This window comes from Streptacidiphilus sp. EB103A, assembly GCF_041261405.1.
In the GTDB taxonomy this organism is placed as follows: domain Bacteria; phylum Actinomycetota; class Actinomycetes; order Streptomycetales; family Streptomycetaceae; genus Streptacidiphilus.
Genome location: NZ_JBGCAQ010000002.1, coordinates 12,697 through 36,057, shown reverse-complemented (window position 1 = coordinate 36,057; position 23,361 = coordinate 12,697). Strand labels below are relative to the sequence as shown.

Genomic DNA, 23,361 nt, shown 5'->3' with positions numbered 1-23,361 from the left:
TCTTGACAGTTTGTCTGTCCATGGCCCACTGTCCTCTACATCGTTGGAAATCCATCGCCCCTTCCTCCTTCCACCCTTCTCCCGAGGATGTGATCGGCGCGCATGAACACCTCTCCCCGAACCAGAACCGTGACCGCGGCAGTCGTCACGACCGGTCTGTTCCTGGCAGTGACTGCATGCACCAACTCAGGCTCCACGACCTCTGCTTCGTCATCGACCGGGCCCACGACCGCCGGTACGGCCGACGCCCAGCAGGTGGTGTCGCCGTCCGGCTCGGCGGCCGGCCCCGGTTGCACCCACCAGACGTACGCCGGGGGTGTTCCGCAGCTGGACGTCACCGACGGCAAAACAGTCGTGGGCTTCTCGCAGTCCGAGTCGACCAGCAATCCCTTCCGCGCCACCGAGACCAGGAGCATCGAGGACGAGGCCAAGCGGCTCGGCGTCAAGCTCATCGAGCGCAATGCCAACGCCGATGTGAACGCGCAGAACTCGCAGATCGAGGACATGATCGCGCAGGGCGCCAAGGTGCTGATCGTGGCCCCGGAGAACTCCGACGGCCTCGGGCCCGCCCTCGCCCAGGCCAAGGCCAAGAAGATCCCGGTGCTCACCATCGACCGCACCGTCACCGGCACCGCCTGCTCCGACTTCATCGCCTTCATCGGCTCCGACTTCTACGGCCAGGCGCAGACAGCCGCCGACGACCTGGCCGGCGCCACCGGCAGCAAGGCGCAAGTGGCGATCCTGCAGGGCACGCCGGGCAACAACGTCTCGGCCGACCGCACCAAGGGCTTCACCGACCAGGTCGGCTCCAAGTACCCCGGCATGACCGTGGTCGCCTCGCAGACCGGCAACTTCGACCAGACCGACGGCCAGAAGGTGATGGAGCAGCTGCTCCAGGCGCACCCCGGGATCAACGCCGTGTACGCCGAGAACGACGCCATGGCGCTGGGAGTGATCCAGGCCATCAAATCCGCCGGGAAGACCCCGGGCAAGGACATCAAGATCGTCTCCATCGACGGAATCCAGCAGGCGGTCCAGGACGTGGCCACCGGACAGCTGGTCGCGGACATCGAGACCAACCCGCGCTTCGGCCCGCTCGCGTTCCAGTCGCTCAAGGACTTCTTCGGCAGCACCGGCGTGCAGCCCAAGGTGATCATCAAGGACAGCCACTTCACCAGCGCCAACGCACAGCAGGCGCTGGCCCAGGGGCTCGTCTACTGACGCACGCTGCCGTACGAGGAGGACTACCTTGGTCCAACAGGCCACGGACCCCGAGCCCGCCTCCGTCCTGGAGGTCGCGGGGGTCGACAAGAGCTTCGCGGGCGTCCACGCCCTGCGCGGCGTGGACTTCGCGCTGGGGCAGGGCGAGGTGCACGCGCTGGTCGGTGAGAACGGCGCCGGCAAGTCCACCCTGATCAAGGTGGTGACCGGGGTCCACCGTCCCGACGCGGGCCGGGTCCGTTTCGCCGGCGCGGAGCGGGAGTTCCGCAATCCGCTGGAGGCGCAGGCGGCCGGGATATCGACGATCTACCAGGAGGTCAACCTGGTGCCGCTGATGTCGGTCGCCCGCAACCTCTACCTCGGCCGCGAACCACGCCGCCTCGGGCTGGTCGACGTGCGCCGGATGAACCGTCAGGCGGCCCAGGAGCTGCGCCGCTTCGGCGTCGGCGCCGACGTCACTCGGCCGCTGCGCACGCTGGGGCTGGGCGCGCAGCAGATGGTGGCACTCGCCCGCGCGGTGCAGGTGGACGCCCGGGTGGTGATCATGGACGAGCCGACCTCGTCCCTGGAGCCCCGCGAGGTGGACACCCTGTTCGAGGTGATCCGTGGCCTGAAGGCCCAGGGCATCGCCGTCGTCTACGTCAGCCACCGGCTGGACGAGCTCTACGCCGTCTGCGACCGGGTCACCGTCATGCGCGACGGCGCGGTCGTGCACACCGGCCCGATCGCCGGTCTGCAGCGGTTGCAGCTGATCTCGCTGATGCTCGGCCGGGAGATGTCCGCGGTACGGGAGGAGGGCGCCACCGCCTTCGACGCTGACCGCACCCGCGCCACCAGCGACACCCGGCCCGCGCTCAGGGCGACGGGGCTGAGTCTGCGTCACCGCCTGCACCAGGTCTCCCTGGACATCCGGCCCGGCGAGGTCGTCGGCCTCGGCGGTCTGCTGGGCGCGGGGCGCAGTGAGACCGCCAAGGCGATCACCGGCGCACTGGCGACCGACAGCGGCTCGGTGGAGGTCGGCGGCGTGCGGCTGCACCGCCGCAGCCCCGCCGCCGCGATGCGGGCCGGTGTCGTCATGCTGGCCGAGGACCGCAAGACCGAGGGGATCATCCCGAACCTGTCGGTGCGCGAGAACATCTCACTCGCCGCGCTGCCCACGCTCTCCCGGGCCGGTCTGGTCTCCCGGGCCAGACAGGACGAGCTGGTCCGCTTCTTCATGGATCGGCTTCGGATCAAGGCCTCCGGCCCGGACCAGAGGGTCAGCGACCTGTCCGGCGGCAACCAGCAGAAGGTGCTGCTGGCCCGCTGGCTCTGCCTGCAGCCCAAAGTCCTGCTGCTGGACGAGCCCACCCGTGGGATCGACGTCGGGGCCAAGGCCGAGGTGCAGGCGCTGATCAACGAACTGGCCGAGGACGGGCTCGGCGTGCTGCTGATCTCCTCCGAGCTGGAGGAACTGATCGAGGGCTCGGACCGGGTGGTGGTCCTCAAGGACGGCCGCGTCGTCGGCGAGCTGGAAGGCGAGCAGGTCAGCGAGGACACACTGCTCGGCGTGCTGGCCCAGGACGCAGGTGTCCAGGACGCCGACGCCCGTGACCACGGGAAGGAGCCCACCGCATGAGCACCCTCGCGTGGACCGACGCGATCCGCGACCGCGACAAACTGCTGAGACTGCTTCAGGAGTACGGCGTCTACGCCGCCCTGGCCGCCCTCTTCCTGGTCGCCGTCGCACTGGACTCCGGCTTCGTGTCCGCAGGCAACGTCCGCATCCAGCTGTTCCAGGTCGCCCCCACGCTGCTGGTGGCGCTCGGCATGGCCCTGGTCATCGGCACCGAGGGCATCGACCTCTCGGTCGGCGCCGTCGTCGCGCTCGCCGCCGCGGTCGTGCCGCTCTACCTCGGGTACGGACTCGTGGTCGCGCTGCCGCTCGCCCTGGTCCTGGGCGCGCTCTCCGGAGCGGTCGGCGGGGCGATGGTGGCGTTCGCCCGGGTGCAGCCGATCGTGGCGACGCTCTCGCTGATGATCGGCGTGCGCGGACTGGCCGAGATCGTCAACGGCGACTCGGCCAAACCGGTCACCGACCCGGCGCTACTCGGCCTGGGCTCCGACAGCTTCGGCGGCATCCCGCTGATGGCCTGGATCGCCGGGCTCTGCGCCCTGGTCGTCGGCCTCGTCATGCGGCGCACCACCTTTGGACGCCGGCTCGTCGCGATCGGCGACAACCGGCAGGCGAGCCGACTGGCGGGGCTCCCGGTGCGCCGGGTGCTGCTGACCGTCTACCTGGTGTCAGGTGTGCTGGCCGCCCTCGCCGGAGTGATGATCGTCGGCCACGGCGCCGAGGCCGACCCGGCCAACCAGGGGCTGAGCATGGAGCTCAACGCGATCACGGCGGTGGTCGTCGGCGGAACCCCGCTGACCGGGGGCCGGGTCCGGGTGCTCGGCACCGTGGCCGGAGCGCTCTTCATGCAGCTGATCACCGCCGTGCTCACCCAGCACAACGTGCCCAACTCGTACACCCAGATCGTCGAGGCGGCCATCATCTGCTGCGCCGTGTACGCCTCGCAGGAGCGTGGTACCCGATGAGCCCGACCTTCCTCCCCTCGACCGCGCTGTCCGCCGCCCCCGGTGCGACCCGTGCCGGCACCCGGCCGCCGCTGCGCGAGCGGCTCGCGGCGCAGGTCCAGCGCCGGGGCGCGCTCGCGGTGCTGCTGCTGGTCGCCGTCGTCGCCTCGGCCACCTCCGCGACCTTCCCCACCTGGTCCAACATCAGCAGCATCCTCGGCAACAACGCCTTCGTCTGGCTGCTCGCCCTCGGCATGACCTTCGTGATCATCACCGGCGGCATCGACCTGTCCGTCGGCTCCCTGTACGCGCTCGGCGGCGTCCTCGCCGCCTACGGCGCGCAGACCGGCGGAGCCTGGCTGGCGGTCCTGCTGCCGCTCGCGGTCGGCGCGGCCTGGGGTACCGTCCAGGGCCTGCTCATCGCGCGCGCCGGGATGGCGCCCTTCATCGTCACCCTCGCCGGGCTGCTCGGCGCGCGCGGACTGCTGCAGGCGGTCACCCACGAGGGCGTCACCACCTACCTGGTCCCGGCCGGGTCCTGGTTCCGCGACCTCGGCGCGGGCGTCTGGACGCCGGTGGTCCTGGTGGCCGTCCTGTTCGCGCTCGGCGGGCTGCTGCTGACCCGCACCCGCTTCGGCGCCACCGTCACCGCACTGGGCGGCAACGAGAACGCCGCCCTGCTCATGGGCCTTCCGGTGGCCCGCGCCAAGGTCCTGGTCTACCTGCTCTCCGGAACCCTGGCCGCCACCGCCGGAGCGCTGGGCAGCGCCCGGCTGGGGTCCGGGGTGACCACCATCGGCGTCGGCTACGAGCTCACCGCCATCTCCGCCGTCGTCATCGGCGGGACCCTGCTCAGCGGCGGCAGCGGCTCCGTCGGCGGCACCGTCAGCGGCGTGCTGCTGCTCGCGGTCATCCACAACCTGATCGACCACTACGTCTCCCAGTACGGATCGGCGTTCACCGACACCGTCAACGGCGCTTTCCTGGCCCTGGTCGTGCTGCTGCAGACGCTGCTCAGCAGAACCCAGCAGCTGTCCTGATCCGTCGGCCCGCCAAGAATCCCGTTCCGGAAAGAGTGCCGTGGGCGTCAGCCTGAAGGACGTCGCGCTCCGTGCCGGCGTGTCCGTGAAGACTGTCTCGAACGTGGTCAACGACTATCCCCATGTGACGCCGGGGACCCGGGCCCGGGTCCAGCACGCGATCGACGAGCTGGGCTACCGGCCCAACCTGATGGCGCGTCATCTGCGCAAGGGGCGGACCGGCATCATCGCGCTGGCCGTCCCCGAGCTGGGCAACCCCTACTTCGCCGAGGTCGCCGGGGCCGTCATCGACGCCGCCGCACGGCATGAGCAGACCGTCCTGCTGGACCACACCGCCGGGCTGCGGGAGAAGGAGGCCCTGGTGTCCCAGGGCTTCCGCGCGCACGTCATCGACGGGCTCATCCTCAGCCCGATCCAGCTGGAGTCGGAGGACCTGCTCGCCCGCACCGCCGGGCCGCCGATGGTGCTCCTCGGCGAACGGGAGTACGACGCGCCGTACGACCACATCGCCATCGACAACGTCACGGCCGCCCGCGCGGCGGTCCGGCACCTGCTGGACCTGGGCCGCACCCGCATCGCCTTCCTCGGCGCCCGCCAGGAGAGCGCGCGGCAACCCGCCCATCTGCGACTGAGCGGCTGGCGCCAGGAGATCACCGCCTCCGGCGGCATCGCCCGCGACGCCCTGGTCGCCGCCACCGACGGCTACGACCGGCACGACGGCGCCACCGCGATGGCCGCCCTGCTGGACCGGGGCGAGCGGATCGACGCCGTGTTCGCCTACAACGACCTGGTGGCCCTCGGCGCGATGCGGGTGCTCTCGGAGCGCGGGCTGCGGGTGCCCGAGGACATCGCGGTGGTGGGTTTCGACGATGTCGAGGAAGGCCGCTACGCCGCGGTCTCGCTGACGACCGTCGCGCCCGACAAGCGGGGCATCGCCCGGATCGCGGTGGACTGCCTGCTGGAACGCATCGCCACCGCCGGCGCGGACCCCGAGCCGCCGCCGCGCCGGATCCGGCCCGGTCACCGGCTCGTGGTCCGGGAGTCCACCGCCGGCCGCCCTGGTCGGCCGGGCCCGCCGCCGCGAACGACGGGCACCCGCTAGCGGCGCCGGCTGCTCTCGCGGACCACCAGGCGGTAGCCCGGGACCAGGAACTGGCTGGGGGCGCTGTCGCCGTGCACAATCCGCTGCAGCAGCAGGCTGACGGCCAGTTCGGCGATCTTCGCCTTGTCCGGGGCGATGGTGGTCAGCGACGGGATCGCGTACTCGGCCTCCTCCACGTCGTCGAACCCGACCAGCGCGATGTCCTCCGGTATCCGCAGCCCCGCCTCGTGCACCGCGCGCATCGCGCCCAGCGCCAGCAGGTCGTTGAAGCAGAAGACGGCGTCCGGACGCTCGGGCAGCTTCAGCAGCCGCCGCATCGCCGCGGCGCCGTCGGGGCGGAAGTAGGAGCGCACCGGCGGGTAGAGCGCGGGATCGAGCTGCAGGCCGGCGCCTTCCAGCGCCTCGGCGTAGCCCTGCAGCCGCTGCTGCGCCGTCGCCCGCGGGGAGGGGTCCTGCCAGCCGATGGCGCCGATCCGGCGGTAGCCCTGGTCGACCAGGTGCTGTGTCGCGTCCCGGGCCGCGGACACATTGTCGATGTGCACCCGGTCCGCGACCGGGCCGAGGTCCGCCTCGCCGAGCAGCACCAGCGGGATCGGGCGCTCCCGGTCCACCAGCTCCGCCTGGTCCAGCCCGAGCGGGCTGAGGATCACCCCGTCGATCATGGGGTCGCCGAGCCCGGAGGCGATGCGCAGCTCCGCGACCGGATCACCGCCGGTGTCGTCCATCAGCACCGTGCAGCCGTGCCGGCGGGCCGCCGCGGTCACCTCGACCGCGAGCTCCGCGAAGTAGGGCGAAGGCAGCTCGGGGAAGGCCAGGGCGATGACGCCGCTGCGCCCGGTGCGCAGCCGACGGGCCATCACATTCGGGTGGTAGCCCAGCTCGTCGATGGCCTGCTGCACCCGGGCCCGGGTGTCCTCGGCCACCTGGACGGAGCCGTTGACCACGTTCGAGACCGTCTTCACCGAGACCCCTGCGGCCTCGGCGACGTCCTTGAGCCGCGGTACCGCGGAGCCGCCGGTCCTCGCCGCCATGGACTCACCCCCGTCACCCTCGGCGGGCGGGCTCCTCGAGCCCTCCATCGCGCCGTTTCAACGTGAGAATAGCGGCAGTTCCGCAACTCCACACATCAGGGGGAGAACAACCACCGCAGCCCCCGGCGCGGACCGGCGCCGCCGAATCACTTTTTCGGGGCCGAGGATGCAACTGGGGCGCGTTGCCACGCGTGAACACTCCAGCAGTGCCGGGGAGCGCTGCCGGATGCACGAGCAGGAGGGGAGGCGCGGTGAAGGACGAGCCCAGTATGGACTTCGACGGGTTCTACGCCGCGACGTACCGGCGGATGGTCGGTCAGTTGTATGCGATGACCGGCAGCATGACCGAGGCCGAGGACTGCGTCCAGGAGGCCTATGCGCGCGCCTGGCAGCGCTGGGCCAGGGTCAGCAGACACGGCGCGCCCGAGGCCTGGGTGCGCACCGTCGCCTACCGGCTCAGCGTCTCGTCCTGGCGCAAGACCGTGAACCGGCTCTCGGCGCACCGCCGCGAACGCGGGCAGGCCGTGGTGCAGGGGCTGAACCCGGATCACCTGGCCCTGGTGGCCGCGCTTCGGCGGATCTCCGCCGACCAGCGCGAGTCGATCGTCCTGTACCACCTGGTCGGTCTGTCCGTGGAGGAGATAGCCGCCCAGAGCGGTGTCCCGGCCGGAACGGTCAAGGCCCGGCTCTCCCGCGGCCGCAAAGCGCTGGCTCCGCATCTGAACGAGTACCCCGAAACCGCAGCGGCCCGCCGCACCGACCAGGGCGCCGCCTCGCGGCCCAGCACCGGGAAGGAGATCTAGCCGTGCCCGAGGACTTCGACAACCTCCTGTCCGCCATAGCCACCTCGGCGGGCGCAGCCGCCCGTCCCCACGGTCCGGACGCCGCCCGGCGGCGCGGAGCCCAGCGCACCCTGCGCCGCCGGCTGGCCGTGTCGGCACTGTCGGCGGTACTTCTGGCCGGCGGGATCGGCACCGCGCTGGCCGTGAGCCGGTCCGGAGGCGGGCCCGCTCCTGCCTCTCCCGTCGTCAGCTCCAGCGGTCGACCGAGCCCGGATCCGAGCCCGACGCCGAGCCGCAGCGCCGGGTCGAGCGACGCCGCGCCGACGCTGTCCCTGCAACTGCCGACCGCGCTGGCCAAGGCCACCGCCAACCAGGTGGGCTTCACCGTCACCAACCCCGGCCCCGCCCGCACCGAGACGGTGACCCTGGACCTGGGCAGGCCGGCGTCCGGTGCACCGTCGTCCACCACGCCGCTCGAGCGCGGGATCGTGCAGCGACAGGACGGCCCCGGCGGCGCCTGGGTCACGGTGCCGGTCAGCTACACCAGCACGGGGTCGGCATCCGGGACCGCCGCCGACACGGCGACGTACCAGCTGGCCCTGCCGGCCCGGGCCGACGTGCAGGAACACCTCCGGGTGACCCCGGTCGGCGTGGAGTCCGTCGACTTCGCGGTCCGGCTCACCGGCGGCTCCGCGCCAGTCACCCGGTCGCAGGCGCTGCCCCTGGCCACCCCGAGACTGACCGGGACCGGCCCCGCCTCGGTGACTCCCGGAACCACCTCGGCGGAGTTCGACTTCACGCTGAGCAACATCACCACGGCGGACTACAGCGCGGTGGGTCTGTACCTCAACGCCGGCGGATCCACGTCGAACTGCACGTTCGCCCCCTTCGCCACCGCTCAGTGGTGGGACGGCACCGGCTGGCGCAATGTCTCGCTCAGCAGCGGCTGGCCGAGCCTCGAAACGGTCGGCCTCGGCGCGGGCCAGAGCCTGACGCTGCGCACCCGGCTGATCGTGCCCGCGACCCTCGACTCCTGCCTCAAGCGCGGTCAGGTGTCCATGATTGCCGCCACCGGCGGCCTCGCCCAGAACGGAGGCAGCACTGCAGCGCCGCAACTCGGCGTGCGGGGCGACGCACCGTTCTTCAGCATCGGCTGACACCCGGCCGACACGAGCAGCACAGCGGTACGGCGGTACCGCTGTGCACCGGTACCCCGGGCCGGACAGGCCCGGGGTACCGGAACTTGCCCGCGCACCTTGACGCGTCCAGGGCATGAGTGTTCACTTCGCAGCTAGAGAGCGCTCTCTGACGTCTCGTCAGTGGCCTGCCACGACCACGGACCTCGGTTCCCCATGCCCTTGCTTCCCCATCCCACCCCGTGAGGAAGACTCATGTACGCCAGTCAACGGGTCAGACCCCGCTCCGCCCGAACGCTCCGCTCCGCGTGGGCCGTCCCCCTCGCCGTCCTGGCACTGGTCGCCTCGCTGTTCGGTTCCGCCGGGCCGGCCCGTGCTGCGGCCTCGCTGCTGTCGCAGGGCAAGCCAGCCACCGCCTCGTCCGTCGAGAACGCCGGGACCCCGGCGTCCGCGGCGGTCGACGGCAACACCGGCACCCGCTGGTCCAGCGCCTTCGCGGACCCCCAGTGGCTCCAGGTCGACCTGGGCGCGAACGCGACGGTCACGCAGGTCGTCCTGCAGTGGGAGGCGGCCTACGCGACCGGCTTCCAGATCCAGGTCTCCAACGACGGCACCACCTGGTCCCCGATCTACACCACGACCACCGGCACCGGCGGAACCCAGACCCTGACCGTCTCCGGCACCGGCCGCTACGTCCGCATGTACGGCACCGCCAGAGCCACCGGATACGGCTACTCCCTCTGGGAGTTCCAGGTCTACGGCTCCCTGACCGGCGGCGGCGGGGCGACCTGCGGCACCACCAACGCGGCGCTCAACCAGCCGGCCACCGCCTCCTCGACGGAGAACGCCGGCACCCCGGCCGCCGCCGCGGTCGACGGCAACACCGGCACCCGCTGGTCCAGTGCGGCCGCCGACCCCCAGTGGCTCCAGGTCGACCTGGGCGCCGGCGTGCCGGTCTGCCAGGTGGTCCTGAACTGGGAGACGGCCTATGCGACCGCGTTCCAGATCCAGCTGTCCACCGACGGCACCACCTGGACCCCGGTCTACTCCACCACCACCGGCACCGGCGGAACCCAGACCCTGACCGCCTCCGGCACCGGCCGCTACATCCGCATGTACGGCACCGCCAGAGCCACCGGATACGGCTACTCCCTCTGGGAGTTCCAGGTCTTCACCGGCGGCAGCGGCACCGGCGGCGGCACCGGCGGCTGCGGAACGAACAACGCCGCGGTGGACCACCCGGCCACCGCCTCCTCGGTCCAGGACAACAACCCGGGGTACTCCGCCGCCCTCGCCGTGGACGGCAGCACGGTGACCCGCTGGGGCAGCGCCTACGCGGACCCGCAGTGGCTGCAGGTCGACCTCGGCGCGGCCCTGCCGGTCTGCCAGGTGGTGCTGAAGTGGGAGAACGCCTATGCGACCGCGTTCCAGATCCAGCTGTCCAACGACGGCACCACCTGGACCCCGATCTACTCCACCACCACCGGCACCGGCGGGAACCAGACCGTGACCGCCTCCGGCACCGGCCGCTACATCCGCATGTACGGCACCGGGCGCGCCACCGGATACGGCTACGCCCTCTGGGAGTTCGAGGTCTACACCGTCGGCGGCGTGACCGCGACCATGCCGCCGCCCGCGCCGAAACCGGCTCCGGGCAGCTGCCCCTGGATCAACTCCGCCGCCGCGACCAGCACCCGCGTCGCCCAGCTGATGGGACAGATGACGCTGGCTCAGAAGGTCGCCATGCTGCACGGCACCAACTCGCCCGACTACATCGGCAAGGTCGTCGGCGACCCGTCGCTCTGCATCCCCGACCTGACGATGCAGGACGGCCCGGCCGGAGTCGGCGACGGCCTCGGCGGAGTCACCCAGATGCCCTCAGGACTGGTCTCGGCCGCGACCTTCGATCCCACCTACGAGCAGCAGTACGGCTCCGCCATCGGCCAGGAGTTCGCCGCCAAGGGCGTGGACGTCGCCCTCGGCCCGACCGTCAACATGGTGCGCGACCCGCGCTGGGGCCGCTCCTTCGAGACCTTCGGCGAGGACCCCTACCTGTCCGGGCAGATGGGCGCGGCCGACGTCCAGGGCATCCAGAGCCAGGGCGTGATGGCCATGGTCAAGCACGCGGCGGCGTACAACATCGAGCAGCCGGCCGGCACCATCGTGGTCGACCCCCGGACGCTGCAGGAGATCTACCTGCCGGCGTTCCAGACCGCCATCAAGCAGGGCGGCGCGGCCGCGGTGATGTGCGCGTACAGCAATGTCAACAACGTCCCCTCCTGCCAGAACCCGTCCATCCTCAACCAGGGGCTCTACCAGCAGGCCGGTTTCACCGGCTTCGTCGCCTCGGACTGGGGCGGCGCCCACTCCACCGTCGAGTCGGCGAACTCCGGGATGACCGTGGAGATGCCCGGCGGCTACTACTACGCCGACTTCCTGGTCCAGGCGGTCCAGGCGGGCACGGTCAGCCAGGCCACCGTGGACACCATGGTCTCCCGGGTGCTCACCCAGATGTTCCGCTTCGGGCTGTTCGACAAGGCGCCCTCCGGCAGCACCACCGCCATCGTCACCAGCCACGCGCACGCGCTGGTCGCCCTGCAGGGCGTCGAGGAGGGCACCGTCCTGCTGAAGAACAACGGCGCCCTGCCGCTGAACACGGCCGGCCTCGCGTCGGTCGCGGTGATCGGCCAGGACGCCGGCCCGGGCGCCCAGACCATCGGCGGCGGCAGCGGGACCGTCACCAGCCCCGGCACCTACACCCCGATCATCGGCATCCAGGACCGGCTGGCCGGCACCGGCACCACCGTCACCTACAACGACGGAACGGATCAGAACGCGGCCGCCGCCCTGGCCAGGTCCTCCTCCGTCGCGGTGGTCTTCGCCAGCGACAACTACGGGCACGAGGAGGCCGACAACACCTCACTCAACCTGCCGAACAACCAGGACGCGCTGATCGCGGCGGTCGCCGCGGCCAATCCGCGCACCATCGTGGTGCTCAACAACAACTCCGCCATCCTGATGCCGTGGCTGAACCAGGTCGCGGGCGTCTTCGAGGGCTTCTACGACGGTCAGGAGTGGGGCCAGGGAATCGCCGCGCTGCTGTTCGGCGACGCCAACCCGTCCGGCCACCTGCCGGTGACCTTCCCGACCTCGCTGTCCGCGGTCCCCGCCAACACGACCGCCCAGTGGCCGGGCGTCAACGGCTCGGTGCAGTACTCCGAGGGAATGGACATCGGCTACCGCTGGTACGACGCCAACAACGTCGCCCCGCTGTTCCCCTTCGGCTACGGCCTGTCCTACACCTCCTTCTCCTACAGCAACCTGAACGTGGGCGCGCTCACCAACGGCCAGGCCACGGTCACCGCGACGGTCACCAACGCCGGCAGCCGGGCCGGGGCCGACGTGGCGCAGCTCTACGTGTCCGATCCCGCGGCGGCGGGCGAGCCGCCGCACCAGCTGAAAGGATTCCAGCGGATCAGCCTGAACCCCGGTGCCTCCGGCACCGTCACCTTCACCGTCACCGCCCACGACCTGGCGTCCTGGAGCACCTCCTCCAGCAGCTGGACCGCCTCGGCCGGCAGCTACCAGCTCCTGGTCGGCGACTCCTCCCGCAACCTGCCGTTGAGCGGCAGCCTCACCCTGAGCACGACCGTCACCGCGAACACGGCGCCCTGACCGGCCTTGCAGACCACCACCTGCGCCGCGCTCCGAGCTGCGGCGCAGGTGGTCCCGTCTTAGCGTGGATAGGCGCCGATCGCAGCGGATGACCGGACCAGGGGCAGCAGTGGCAGAGATCCGTCGGTCCCCCGGCACGTGACGGTCGGCGTCCCGTCCGCCGGCCTTGTCCGCCGCCGTCACTGAAGGCGCTGATCACCGTGGTGCTGGCCCGTACGCTCGTGGAACTGCCGCTGATCCGGCCGATGCTCGCCACCGCGAGCACGCGGCTTCCCGCCGACCCGGAGGAATGGGCGGTGGAGGTGAAGTGGGACGGGGTGCGGATCACCGCCTACCTCGGCGGCGGTGCGGGGCTGCGGCTGTTCACCCGCAACGCCAACCAGGCCACCGAGCGGTACCCGGAGGCCGCCGAGCTGCTGGAACTGCTGCCGGCCGGGACCGACGGGGTCTTCGACGGCGAGATCATCGCCACCGGCCCCGACGGCCGCCCCTCCTTCGGCCGTCTCCAGGAACGGATGTCGCTGCGCCGCCCCGCGGCGATCCGCACCGGCGCGCGGACCTTCCCGGTGACGCTGGTGCTGTTCGACGTGCTCTGGCTGGACGGGCGCTCCCTGGTGGAGACCGCCTACCGGGGCAGGCGCGAGGTACTGGAGTCGCTGCCACTGGCCGGGCACCGCGTCGTCGTCCCCCCGACCTGGCCCGGCAGCGAAGCCGACTCGGCGCTGGAGTGGACCACGCAGCAGGGCCTGGAGGGCGTGGTCGTCAAACGCCTGGCCTCGACGTACCAGCCCGGCGTCCGCTCCGAGGACTGGGTGAAGCTCAAGCACACCAAGTCCCTGGACATCACCATCGGCGGCTGGATCCCGGTCGGCACCACGGTCAAGGCGCTGCTGGTCGGCGTCCGCGACGGCGCCGACCTGCGCTACGTCGGCCGGGTGGGCGCCGGGTTCTCCGACGCCGAGGGCAAGGCCCTGGCCGGGCTGCTCGGCAGCCTCGGCGCCGACCGCTCCCCCTTCACCGCCGGCCCCGCCCTCCCGCGAACCGAACCGGTCCGCTTCGTACGCCCCGACCTCACCGGCGAGGTCGACTACCTCGACGTCACCGACGCCGGAGTCCTCGGCCACCCGGTCTGGCGCGGCCTCCGCGGCCCCCACGGCGACTGAGCGGTGTCGGTGACCGAGGTTCCGTCGATGAGTTTCCGGCGGTCGTACCGTCTACCCGTCGACGAAGGGAGCACACCATGCGCAAGATCATCGTTTGCACGTTCCTGACCCTCGACGGCGTCATGCAGGCGCCGGGCGGCCCGGACGAGGACGCCGGGAGCGGCTTCGAGCACGGCGGCTGGCAGAAACCGGTGTCCGACGACGAGGTCGGTACGGCCATCGCCGGCTGGTACGAGCACTCCGACGCGATGCTGCTCGGCCGCAGGACGTACGAGATCTTCGCGTCGTACTGGCCGACCGCCGATCCCGGCAACCCGTTCACCGATCGGATGAACAGCATGCACAAGTATGTGGCGTCCCGGACCCTGACGTCCGTCGAGTGGCAGAACTCCACCCTGCTGGAGGGCGACACCGTCGATGCGGTCCGCGGGCTGAAGGCGTCCGACGGCGGCGACGTCAACGTCGTCGGCAGCGGCGGCCTCGCTCAGACCCTCATGCACCACGGACTGGTCGACGAGTACCGGCTGACCATCCACCCGGTGATCATCGGCACCGGCAAACGGCTGTTCGCCGACGGAGCGATCCCCACCGCGCTGGAGCCGGTCAGCGTCTCGACGACGAAGGGCGGCACCGTCGTCGGCGTCTACCGGCCAACCGGCAAGCCCGGCTACGACAGCTACTAGCTGTCTCGTGCTACCTGTCTGGGCGGGGCCCACGTGAGCCCCGAGATCCCAGGGCTCCGACGAGGGGCCGCCCGGACCTGGCCGCGCTTCCGCCGGCGGCGTTCACGCCGACAGGGCCGGACCCTCGGCGGCGGCTTCCACCGCGCAGGCTGCGGCCAGGTCGTCCAGTGACAGGTTCAGCGCCCAGGCCAGGGCCGCCACGGTGAAGAAGGCGGGGGTCGGGGCCCGGCCCGTCTCGATCTTTCGCAGGGTCTCGGCGGAGAGTCCGGCCGCCGCCGCCACGTCCACCATGCTGCGGTCGCCACGGGCCTGACGGAGCAGTGCGCCGAAGCGCTCGCCGCGTTGCCGTTCCTCGGGAGTCAACGGAGTTCTCACCATGGCCGTGATACTAATACCGGTATAAGTATTGGACATCACCGCATCGCCGTATCACAGGCAGGGAGCACTCGATCCATGGTGGAGATCAAAACCGACACGGCGCTGGAGACCATGCGCGAAGCCGGACGCGTGGTGGCCAACACGCTCGCAGCCGTACGCGGGACGGCAGCCGTGGGTGTCCGTCTGCGCGAGCTCGACGAGGCCGCCCGCGCCGTACTGGCCGCAGCCGGGGCGCGCTCGCCGTTCCTGGGCTACCGGCCGCCCTTCGCCCCCACCCCCTTCCCGGCCGTGATCTGCACCTCCGTCAACGACGCCGTCGACCACGGCATCCCGGACGACTACCGGCTCCGCGACGGCGACCTGGTCAGCATCGACTGCGGGGCCGAACTCGACGGCTGGACCGGCGACGCCGCCGTCAGCTTCACCGTCGGCACGCCGCGCCCCGCCGACCTGGAACTCATCGCGGCCACCCAGCGGGCCCTGGACGCCGGCATCGCCGCGGCCACGGTCGGCCACCGCATCGGCGACATCTCCCACGCCATCAGCACCGTCGCCCGCAGGGCGCGCTGCGGCATGCCGACCGACTTCGGCGGCCACGGCATCGGCCGCCGGATGCACGAGGACCCGCACGTCCCCAACCACGGACGCCCCGGCCGCGGCTACCCGCTGCGCCACGGCCTCACCATCGCCATCGAACCCATGCTCATGGCCGGCGGGCGCAACGCCTACCGCACCGACCCCGACGGCTGGACCCTGCGCACCGTCGACGGCAGCCGGGCCGCCCACATCGAGCACACCATCGCCGTCACCGAGGCCGGACCCCGCATCCTCACCCTGCCCTGATTGCCTATCATTTGCCTATATACATTAGGCAAATGTAAGGTCAGTACAGGCAACCGAGAGGCAGGGCATGGCACGTGCAGGGCTGACCGCGGAACGTCTCATCGAGGCGGGGGCGGAGCTGGCCGACGAGGTCGGCTTCGACCAGGCGACGCTCTCGGCACTGGCCAGGCGGTTCGACGTCAAGGTCGCCAGCCTGTACTCGCACCTGAAGAACTCCCAGGACCTCAGGACCGGCATCGCCCTGCTCGCCCTGGAGGAACTCGCCGACCGGGCCGCCGACGCCCTGGCCGGCCGGGCCGGCAAGGACGCGCTGACCGCCCTCGCGAACACCTACCGCGACTACGCCCGCGAGCATCCCGGCCGCTACGCCGCGACCCAGTTCAGGCTCGACCCACAGGCGGCCGCCGCCGGTGCCGGCATCCGCCACTCCCAGCTGACGCGGGCGGTGCTGCGCGGATACGACCTGGCCGAGCCCGACCAGACCCACGCCGTGCGGCTGCTGGGAAGCGTCATCCACGGCTATGTGGCTCTGGAGGCGGCGGGCGGGTTCAGCCACAGCGCCCCGGACAGCCAGGAGAGCTGGGTTCGGACCCTGGACGCGCTGGACGCTTTGCTGAGGAACTGGCCGGCGTCCTGACCACCCACCCGGACGCTGCACCGAGGTCACTGCACCGGAGCCGGGACCGGGCCGGTCGAGTCGCGGACCATGAGCTGCGTGGCCAGCTCGATGTGGAGGGTGTCGACGGTGTGGCCGTCCAGGTGCCGGGACAGCAGCGAGACCGCGATCCGGCCCATCTCCTCCAGGGGCTGACGCACCGTGGTCAGCGTGGGCTGGGTGCTCCGGCTCAGGTCGCTGTCGTCGAAGCCGGTGACGGACAGGTCCTGTGGGACGCGCAGGCCCTGCTCGTGGGCGGCGCGCAGGATGCCGACGGCGACCTTGTCGTTGAAGGCGATCAGGGCGGTGGGGCGGTCCGCCAGGGCGAGGAGTTCCCGGGCCGCCCGGTAACCGTTCTCCGTGGTGGGTTCCACGCTGCGCAGCAGGTCGGGATTGGTCAGCGTGCCGGCCTCGGCCATGGCGGAGGTGTGACCGAGCAGCCGCGCCTCGCCGGCCAGCCACTGGGTGGGGCCGCCGATGACGCCGATCCGCCGATGCCCCAGGGCGGTCAGATGGGCGGTGACGCTGCGCGCCCCGGCGGCGTTGGCGGCCGAGACGGAGGCGATCTCGCGCGGCAGCGCGGTGCGCGGATCGACGACCACGAAGGGGAAGCCGGCGGCCCGCAGGTCCTGCAACTCCTGGTCCGGCTCGGGCGGCAGGATCAGCACGGCGCCCGCGATCGAGGGGTTGCGCGGCAGCGCGGTCAGCACATGGGCGCTCTGCGCGGACTCGCCCGCGCCGAGGACCAGGTCGCGCCCGTGCAGGGCCAGGGTGTCCGCGATCGAGGTGACGATGACGCCGAAGTAGTCCGTCAGCACATAGGGACAGCGCACGTACACCGCGCCGGGACGCGCGGCGGCGGGCGCCGGCTGGAGCCGTTCCATGGCGCGGCGGACCAGGTCCTGCGTCTCGGGGGCGACCGTCACATGTCCGTTGATCACGCGCGAGACGGTGGCGATGGACACCCCGGCCTCCGCCGCGATGGCCCGCACCGTGACGTGCTTCGCCCGGGGTCTAGCCATGCGAGACCGGGTTTTGTTTCATGCGCCGGAGCTTACCCCCAGGCCGAAGGTCGGTGCTGTGTTTCATTTCGTTTCACCGCAGCGCGGCGCGGCGCGGTGGGGATGCGTCCGGACGTCGGGATAAGGTCTTGTCCGTGCTCGCCGGATGTGCCTGACTGAGTGCGTCACGGTGGCTGGCCTGACCGACATCGAGGTGTTCCGATGGGACTGATCAGTTCAGTGGGGCTGGTGCTCCACCCCGAGCGCACCCCTACCCAGCTCGTGGACACCATCGTCCGCTGGAGCCGGGGCCGGAACACGAAGGTCCTGGGGCTGGCGGAGGAAGTCGCACGGATCGGCTGCGAGGCCGTACCGGTCCAGGCCGAGGAGATGAACGCCTCCGCCGACCTGGTGGTCAGCCTGGGCGGGGACGGCACCATGCTGCGGGCGATGCGCCTGGCGGTCGGAGGCCGCGCTCCCGTCCTCGGGGTCAACGTCGGACGTCTGGGGTTCCTCGCCGAGATCGACATGCCGGACCTCCCGGCCGCGCTCGACGCCATCGACCAGCACCGCTTCACCGTGGAGGGCCGCTCGGGCGTCCAGGTCCGCTTCGGATCCGGCCAGGAGACGGCACTCAACGACATCGTCCTGATCCGCTCCCCCGGGCAGCGCTCCGCCGCGGTCGCGGTCCGGGTCCAGGACCAGCCCTTCGTGCACTACAGCGCCGACGCGATCGTCGTCGCCACCCCCACCGGCTCCACCGCCTACAGCTTCTCCGCCGGCGGACCGATCGTCTCCCCCAACGCCGAGGGACTGCTGGTCACGCCGGTGGCGCCGCACTCGGCGTTCAACCGCTCCCTCTTCCTCTCCAGCGGAGAGCGGCTCGCCCTGGAGATCCTCCCCAACAGCGGCGACCTCGCCATCGAGGCCGACGGCCGCCTGGTCGGAAAGGTCCGCCCGGGAGACGTCGTCGAGGTGACCATGCTCCCCGCCGCGGCACGCATCGTGCGCCTCGGCCAGACCACCTTCTACCAGCGCGCCCAACGCAAACTGCAACTGTCCGGCTCCGCAGAGCCCATCTGAGGCACGTCGACAGCGGGGCGGCGTCGACGGTCGGCGGAAGCCGTAGGCGGCTTACAGGGCGGGTCCGTTGCCGCCCTCCGAGCCGGTCAGGCCGACTCGCGCACGATCACCCGGGCCGGGGTCGAGGGCAGGCCCGCGTCGTCCAGGCCGAGTGCCGCGCGTGCCGCCCTGCGGCCGTGCGCCTCGGCGTCGATGCGGACCGTGGTCAGCGCGGGCGTGACGAGGCTGCCGTACTCGGTGTCGTCGAAACCGATCACCGCGATCCGGCCCGGCACCTCGACCCCCAGGTCCCTGAGCGCGGCGAGCGTGCTCAGGGCCACCCGGTCGTCGAAGGCCGCGACTGCCGTCACCTCGCCGTGGGCCTCCAGGAACGCCTCGACCGCGGCCCGGCCCTGCGGCCGGGACAGGGGGACGACCAGGGGGAGCAACGGCTCCAACCCGATCTTCTCGGCGGACTCGCGGACGAAGTTCCGGCGCACGTCGATCAGCGGGGAGTCGCTGTCCGGCAGGGCGAGGGCGATCCGCCGGTGCCCGGCGTCGGCGAGGTACTGGATCTGCAGCGCCGCGTGCGCGGCCAGGCCGTCGTTCCAGCCGGCCCCCACGTCGTCCAGGGCATGACCGGTCAGATAGGCCGCACCGAACCTGATCACCGCGCGCGGGACGATCGCGTCCAGCACCTGCTGCGTGGCCTTCGCCGCCGAGTGCCCGTAGCGGACCAGCAGGACGTGGTCGTGCGCCGCCAACTCGTCGTCGAGCCCCTGCACATAACTGTGCGAGTAGTTGCCCTCCAGTTCGCGGTCCAGGTTGAGCACCACGACCCGCGACGTCCCCTCGCGCAGGGCGCGGGCGATGCCGTGCGGCACATAGCCGAGCTCCTTCGCCGCCTCGCGGACCCGGCCCCGGGTGGCCGCGGAGATGGTCTGCCGCGGATCGTCGTTGAGCACGAAGCTGACCGTGGCACGTGAGACACCGCTCGCCGCCGCGACGTCGTTCAACGTCACACGCTTGGGACCACCCATGAACCCACTCCCGGCACCGTTGGGCCACACCAGGCGGCGCAGACAGAACGCTTGGAGTCTAGAGCCGTCCTCCGGCATGATCCGGATCCCGCTCGGAAGAATCTCGGGCACCGCGGTAGTAGAACGCCCCAGCCGTTCGTCAATCACACGGAGAAGATGAAAGGACCACGGTCCCCGCCATGGTCACCGCTGATCGCACGATGGGAGTACCCCGATGAAGTACCTGATGCTGGTCTGCACCGACCCCGACTTCACGCCCGGCCAGGACGACGGCGCGCCGGACGTCGAGGACTGGGTCACCGAGATGGACGGCAAGGGGATCCGGCTGATGGGCAACCGCACCCGGCCGGCCGACGACGCCACCACCGTGCGGGTCCGCAACCGGGAGGTGCTGCTGACCGACGGTCCGTACGCCGAGACCAAGGACCAGATCGCCGGCTTCGACATCCTGGACTGCGCCGATCTCGACGAGGCCATCGAGGTCGCGTCCAAGCACCCGATGGCCTGGCACGGGATGATCGAGCTGCGTCCGTTCTGGCCCGACGACGAGGACTAGAGCAGCAACCGTGTCAGAACAGGTGGAGGACCGGATCGCCGGGATCTACACCGACGGCTGGAGCCGGATCGTGGCCACCATGATCCGGTTCACCGGCGGTGACTGGGACCTGGCCGAGGAGTGCGCGCAGGACGCCTTCGCACGGGCCCTGACGAAGTGGCCGGAGACCGGCGTACCGGACCAGCCGCTGGCCTGGCTCACCACCACCGCGCGCAACCGCGCGATCGACCGGATCCGCCGGGCGTCGACGGAGGCGGCGAAACTACGGGAGGCCGCCGCGATGCAACCCGATCCGCAGCCGTACGTGAGCGACCAGGAGATCCCGGACGAGCGCCTGGAGCTCATCTTCACCTGCTGCCATCCGTCGCTGAACCTGGACGCCCAGGTGGCGCTGACACTGCGGAGCCTGACCGGGATGAGCACCGCCGAGATCGCGCGCGCGTTCCTGCTGCCGGAACGCACCATGGGCCAGCGGCTGTTCCGGGCCAAGCAGAAGATCGCGCATGCGGGCATCCCGTTCCGGGTGCCGCCCGGGCATCTGCTGCCCGAGCGCCTGCCCGCCGTGCTCCATGTGCTCTACCTGCTCTTCAATGAGGGTTACAGCAACGAGGGTTGCAGCAACGGGGACCCGCCGAAGAGTCGGCTGGGCCAGGAGGCGGTCCGTCTCGCCCGGGTGCTGACGGCGTTGATGCCCGACGAACCCGAGGCTCAGGGCATGCTCGCGCTGATGCTGCTGCACGACGCCCGGCGGCCGTCCCGGATCGACGCCGACGGCGAACTGGTCACCCTGGCCGAGCAGGACCGCTCGCGCTGGGACCAGGCCCGGATCGCCGAGGGCAGCGCGGTCCTCGAACGGGCGCTGCGGCGACGCCGGGCCGGGCCGTTCCAGATCCAGGCGGCCATCGCCGCCTGCCATGCGACCGCGACGGTCGCGGAGGACACCGACTGGCCGCAGATCGTCGGGCTGTACACGGAACTGGCGGCCGTGGCGCCGAGCGTCGTCGTGGATCTCAACCGCGCCGTCGCCATCAGCATGGCCGACGGTCCGCAGGCGGCGCTGCCGCTGGTCGAGGCGATCGCGGAGACCGGGCGACTGGACGGCTACTACCTGCTGCACGCGACCCGCGCCGACCTGCTGCGCCGGCTCGGCCGCGCGGCGGAGGCCGGCGCGAGCTATCGCGCGGCCCTCGACCTCGCCCCCACCGACGCCGAACGGCGCTTCCTCCGGCGCCGGCTGCAATCGCTCTGACGGCCGGGAACGTGTGAGAGCGGTAAGGAATGGTGCTGGAAGCGGGCGAACCGGGTATCCGGGGGGCATGGCAGCGAAGCGTTCGCACGGTGTCATCCGCAGGTTCGGTCTGGGCGCGGCGATGGTCGGCGCGAGTGTGCTCGCGGGCACGCTCGTCGCCGGTCTGGCGCTGCCTGCGGTCGGGGCGATCGGCTTCGGGGCGAAGTCGGCGGTGACCGACTTCAACAAGCTGTCGTCGGCCTTCACCGAGCCGACGCTGTCGCAGGCGTCGACCATCTACGACGCCAACGGCGGGGTGATCGCCAAGGTCTACGCCCGGGACCGGATCGTGGTCCCGTTCAGTCAGATCGCGCCGGTGATGCGGCAGGCCCTGGTCGACATCGAGGACAACCGCTTCTACCAGCACGGCGCGATCGACCTCAAGGGCACCCTGCGCGCGCTCACCAAGAACGCCTCCTCCGGCGCCTCCCAGGGCGGGTCGACGCTGACCCAGCAGCTGGTGAAGAACATGAACGTCGAGCTGGCCGGCAACGACCCGGCCAAGGTGCGCGAGGCCCAGGCGCAGACCATCGGGCGCAAGATCGCCGAGCTGAAGGTCGCCATCAAGCTGGAGGAGACCCTCAGCAAGGACCAGATCATCACCGACTACCTCAACATCGCCTTCTTCGGTGAGCAGGCCTACGGCGTCGAGGCCGCCGCCGAGCGCTACTTCAGCGTCCACGCCTCCCAGCTGACGGTTCCTCAGGCAGCGCTGCTGGCCGGTCTGGTGCAGTCCCCCAGTGGCTACGACCCGCTCGCCGACCCGCAGGCCGCCCTGGTCCGCCGCAATGTGGTGCTGGACGCGATGGCGAAGTACGGGGCCATCACCGCGGCCCAGGCCAAGGCCTACCAGGCCAATCCGCTGCGGCTGAAGGTGAGCCGCCCCCAGGAGGGCTGCATCACCGCCCAGAACGGCGAGCAGTTCTTCTGCGACTACGTCGAGCACGTCTTCCTGAGCAACCCCGCCTTCGGCGCGACCGCAACCGCGCGCCAGGCACTGTGGGACCGAGGCGGTCTGAGCATCCACACCACACTCGACCCCAAGGCCCAGAGCGCCCTGCAGAAGTCGGTCACCTCGCACGTCAACGCCGGCGACAAGGCCGCGACCGCGATGACCATGGTCCAGCCGGGCACCGGCGCCATCGTCGCCATGGGCCAGAGCCGTCCGTACGGCAACGGCAGCAGCCCGGCGGTGACCACCCTCAACTACAACGTCGACCGCTCCATGGGCGGAGGCGGCGGCTTCCCGACCGGATCGACCGTCAAGCCGATCACCGCGGCCGCCGCGCTGGAGCAGGGCATCGGCATGGACCAGAGCTACCCCTCCCCCTACCAGCAGCCCTACCCGGCCATGACGGACTGTCAGGGCAAACCGCTGCCCGAGTCGAACAACCCGCCGAACCAGAACGACTCCACCTCCCTGGTCGGCCCGTTCACCATGCCCGAGGCCATGGCGAAGTCGGTGAACACCTACTTCGTGCCGTTGGAGAAAGACGCCGGGCTGTGCAACGTCGTGCAGATGATGGCCAAGCTGGGCATCACCACCCAGGCCACCTACTCCCCCGGCACACTGCACCTGGCACCCATCGCGCAGGTGCAGTCCCTGACGCTGGGCACCAACAGCCTCACCCCGCTGGAGATGGCCGACGTCTACGCCACCTTCGCCGCCCGGGGCGTCTACTGCTCGCCCACCGCGATCACCTCGGTCACCGACGTGAACCACAAGAGCCTGCCGGTGCCCTCCGCCAACTGCCACTCGGTCATGCAGCAGAGCACCGCCGACGCCATCACCACCATGCTCAAGGGCGTGGTCGAGGACGGCACCGGCGCGGCGGACGGCTTCACCGACGGCCGCCCCAGCGCCGGCAAGACCGGCACCACCGACTCCCACAAGCAGGTCTGGTTCGTCGGCTTCACCCCGCAGCTCTCCGGCGCCACCGTGGTCAGCGACACCGGCAACAGCATCAGCAGCCTGGAGGACGGCCAGTCCATCGGTGGTACCTCCTACGGCCAGGGCCAGGTCTTCGGCAGCACCGTGGCGGGCCCGATCTGGCACGACGCCATGGGCGCCGCACTGAACGGCGTCCCCTTCGGCACCTTCAACACCGTGCCGCTGCCGGGGTCCTCCGGGAACGGTCCCTGACCG

General features: G+C 71.3%; 20 protein-coding genes. 16 read left to right on the top strand and 4 right to left on the bottom strand.

The genetic code is table 11. The features are described 5' to 3' along the window. The first annotated feature begins 102 nt into the window (after positions 1–102). From ABH941_RS03800 to ABH941_RS03780, 5 genes are read left to right on the top strand one after another with little or no spacing between them, the layout of a single operon-like run. The gene (locus ABH941_RS03800) at positions 103–1,221 is read left to right on the top strand and encodes an ABC transporter substrate-binding protein (protein WP_370127106.1); all 1,119 of its coding nucleotides are present in this window, start codon (positions 103–105) and stop codon (positions 1,219–1,221) included. 28 nt (positions 1,222–1,249) lie between these two features. Then, positions 1,250–2,839 carry a sugar ABC transporter ATP-binding protein gene (locus ABH941_RS03795; protein WP_370127105.1) on the top strand — a complete coding sequence of 530 codons (1,590 nt, stop codon included), beginning with the start codon at positions 1,250–1,252 and terminating at the stop codon, positions 2,837–2,839. Then, complete coding sequence (locus tag ABH941_RS03790) at positions 2,836–3,801, top strand: ABC transporter permease (protein ID WP_370127104.1); 966 nt, start codon at positions 2,836–2,838, stop codon at positions 3,799–3,801. The genes ABH941_RS03795 and ABH941_RS03790 overlap by 4 nt, the downstream gene beginning before the upstream one ends. Continuing rightward, positions 3,798–4,820, top strand: a complete 1,023-nt coding sequence (locus ABH941_RS03785; protein WP_370127103.1) for an ABC transporter permease — start codon at positions 3,798–3,800, stop codon at positions 4,818–4,820. The genes ABH941_RS03790 and ABH941_RS03785 overlap by 4 nt, the downstream gene beginning before the upstream one ends. A gap of 40 nt (positions 4,821–4,860) precedes the next feature. Beyond that, the gene (locus ABH941_RS03780) at positions 4,861–5,922 is read left to right on the top strand and encodes a LacI family DNA-binding transcriptional regulator (RefSeq protein WP_370127102.1); all 1,062 of its coding nucleotides are present in this window, start codon (positions 4,861–4,863) and stop codon (positions 5,920–5,922) included. Here ABH941_RS03780 and ABH941_RS03775 read toward each other — a convergent pair. Then, a complete protein-coding gene (locus tag ABH941_RS03775) occupies positions 5,919–6,953 on the bottom strand; it encodes a LacI family DNA-binding transcriptional regulator (protein ID WP_370127101.1) in 1,035 nt (344 codons plus the stop codon). The two genes, ABH941_RS03780 and ABH941_RS03775, sit on opposite strands and share 4 nt — an antisense overlap. Before the next feature lie 251 nt (positions 6,954–7,204). On the opposite strand from ABH941_RS03775, the gene ABH941_RS03770 reads away from it, so the two are divergent. The 5 genes from ABH941_RS03770 to ABH941_RS03750 all read left to right on the top strand — a co-directional run bounded on the left by ABH941_RS03770 (position 7,205) and on the right by ABH941_RS03750 (position 14,392). Continuing rightward, positions 7,205–7,756 carry a SigE family RNA polymerase sigma factor gene (locus ABH941_RS03770; protein WP_370127100.1) on the top strand — a complete coding sequence of 184 codons (552 nt, stop codon included), beginning with the start codon at positions 7,205–7,207 and terminating at the stop codon, positions 7,754–7,756. Positions 7,757–7,758: 2 nt separating this feature from the next. Further along, positions 7,759–8,892: a hypothetical protein gene (locus ABH941_RS03765; RefSeq protein WP_370127099.1), complete on the top strand. Its 1,134-nt coding sequence runs from the start codon at positions 7,759–7,761 to the stop codon at positions 8,890–8,892. Between the two features lie 234 nt (positions 8,893–9,126). Further along, positions 9,127–12,546, top strand: a complete 3,420-nt coding sequence (locus tag ABH941_RS03760) for a discoidin domain-containing protein (RefSeq protein ID WP_370127098.1) — start codon at positions 9,127–9,129, stop codon at positions 12,544–12,546. 200 nt (positions 12,547–12,746) lie between these two features. Next, positions 12,747–13,709 (top strand): hypothetical protein, encoded by a 963-nt coding sequence (locus ABH941_RS03755; protein ID WP_370127097.1) that lies wholly within the window; start codon positions 12,747–12,749, stop codon positions 13,707–13,709. Positions 13,710–13,786: 77 nt separating this feature from the next. Next, a complete protein-coding gene (locus tag ABH941_RS03750; RefSeq protein ID WP_370127096.1) occupies positions 13,787–14,392 on the top strand; it encodes a dihydrofolate reductase family protein in 606 nt (201 codons plus the stop codon). A gap of 102 nt (positions 14,393–14,494) precedes the next feature. On the opposite strand, the gene ABH941_RS03745 is transcribed toward ABH941_RS03750, so the two are convergent. Continuing rightward, a complete protein-coding gene (locus ABH941_RS03745; protein WP_370127095.1) occupies positions 14,495–14,770 on the bottom strand; it encodes a helix-turn-helix domain-containing protein in 276 nt (91 codons plus the stop codon). Between the two features lie 75 nt (positions 14,771–14,845). Between ABH941_RS03745 and map the strand changes: the two genes are divergently transcribed. Both map and ABH941_RS03735 read left to right on the top strand, forming a co-directional pair. After that, positions 14,846–15,613, top strand: a complete 768-nt coding sequence (gene map, locus ABH941_RS03740) for a type I methionyl aminopeptidase (protein WP_370127094.1) — start codon at positions 14,846–14,848, stop codon at positions 15,611–15,613. A 67-nt stretch (positions 15,614–15,680) separates the two neighbouring features. After that, complete coding sequence (locus ABH941_RS03735) at positions 15,681–16,250, top strand: TetR/AcrR family transcriptional regulator (protein ID WP_370127093.1); 570 nt, start codon at positions 15,681–15,683, stop codon at positions 16,248–16,250. A gap of 26 nt (positions 16,251–16,276) precedes the next feature. Here the strand turns inward: ABH941_RS03735 and ABH941_RS03730 are convergent, their stop codons facing one another. After that, positions 16,277–17,290, bottom strand: coding sequence for a LacI family DNA-binding transcriptional regulator (locus ABH941_RS03730; RefSeq protein ID WP_370127092.1), 1,014 nt, complete (start codon positions 17,288–17,290; stop codon positions 16,277–16,279). A gap of 201 nt (positions 17,291–17,491) precedes the next feature. On the opposite strand from ABH941_RS03730, the gene ABH941_RS03725 reads away from it, so the two are divergent. After that, positions 17,492–18,352, top strand: coding sequence for an NAD(+)/NADH kinase (locus tag ABH941_RS03725; RefSeq protein ID WP_370127091.1), 861 nt, complete (start codon positions 17,492–17,494; stop codon positions 18,350–18,352). An 86-nt stretch (positions 18,353–18,438) separates the two neighbouring features. Here ABH941_RS03725 and ABH941_RS03720 read toward each other — a convergent pair whose 3' ends face one another. Next, on the bottom strand, positions 18,439–19,371 hold the full coding sequence (locus tag ABH941_RS03720) for a LacI family DNA-binding transcriptional regulator (protein ID WP_370127090.1): 933 nt from the start codon (positions 19,369–19,371) through the stop codon (positions 18,439–18,441). Positions 19,372–19,585: 214 nt separating this feature from the next. Here ABH941_RS03720 and ABH941_RS03715 point away from each other — a divergent pair, with 214 nt between their 5' ends. The 3 genes from ABH941_RS03715 to ABH941_RS03705 all read left to right on the top strand — a co-directional run bounded on the left by ABH941_RS03715 (position 19,586) and on the right by ABH941_RS03705 (position 23,358). After that, positions 19,586–19,927 carry a YciI family protein gene (locus ABH941_RS03715; protein WP_370127089.1) on the top strand — a complete coding sequence of 114 codons (342 nt, stop codon included), beginning with the start codon at positions 19,586–19,588 and terminating at the stop codon, positions 19,925–19,927. 10 nt (positions 19,928–19,937) lie between these two features. After that, complete coding sequence (locus ABH941_RS03710) at positions 19,938–21,176, top strand: RNA polymerase sigma factor (protein WP_370127088.1); 1,239 nt, start codon at positions 19,938–19,940, stop codon at positions 21,174–21,176. Positions 21,177–21,243: 67 nt separating this feature from the next. Continuing rightward, positions 21,244–23,358: a transglycosylase domain-containing protein gene (locus tag ABH941_RS03705; protein ID WP_370127087.1), complete on the top strand. Its 2,115-nt coding sequence runs from the start codon at positions 21,244–21,246 to the stop codon at positions 23,356–23,358. The last annotated feature ends 3 nt before the right edge of the window (positions 23,359–23,361 follow it).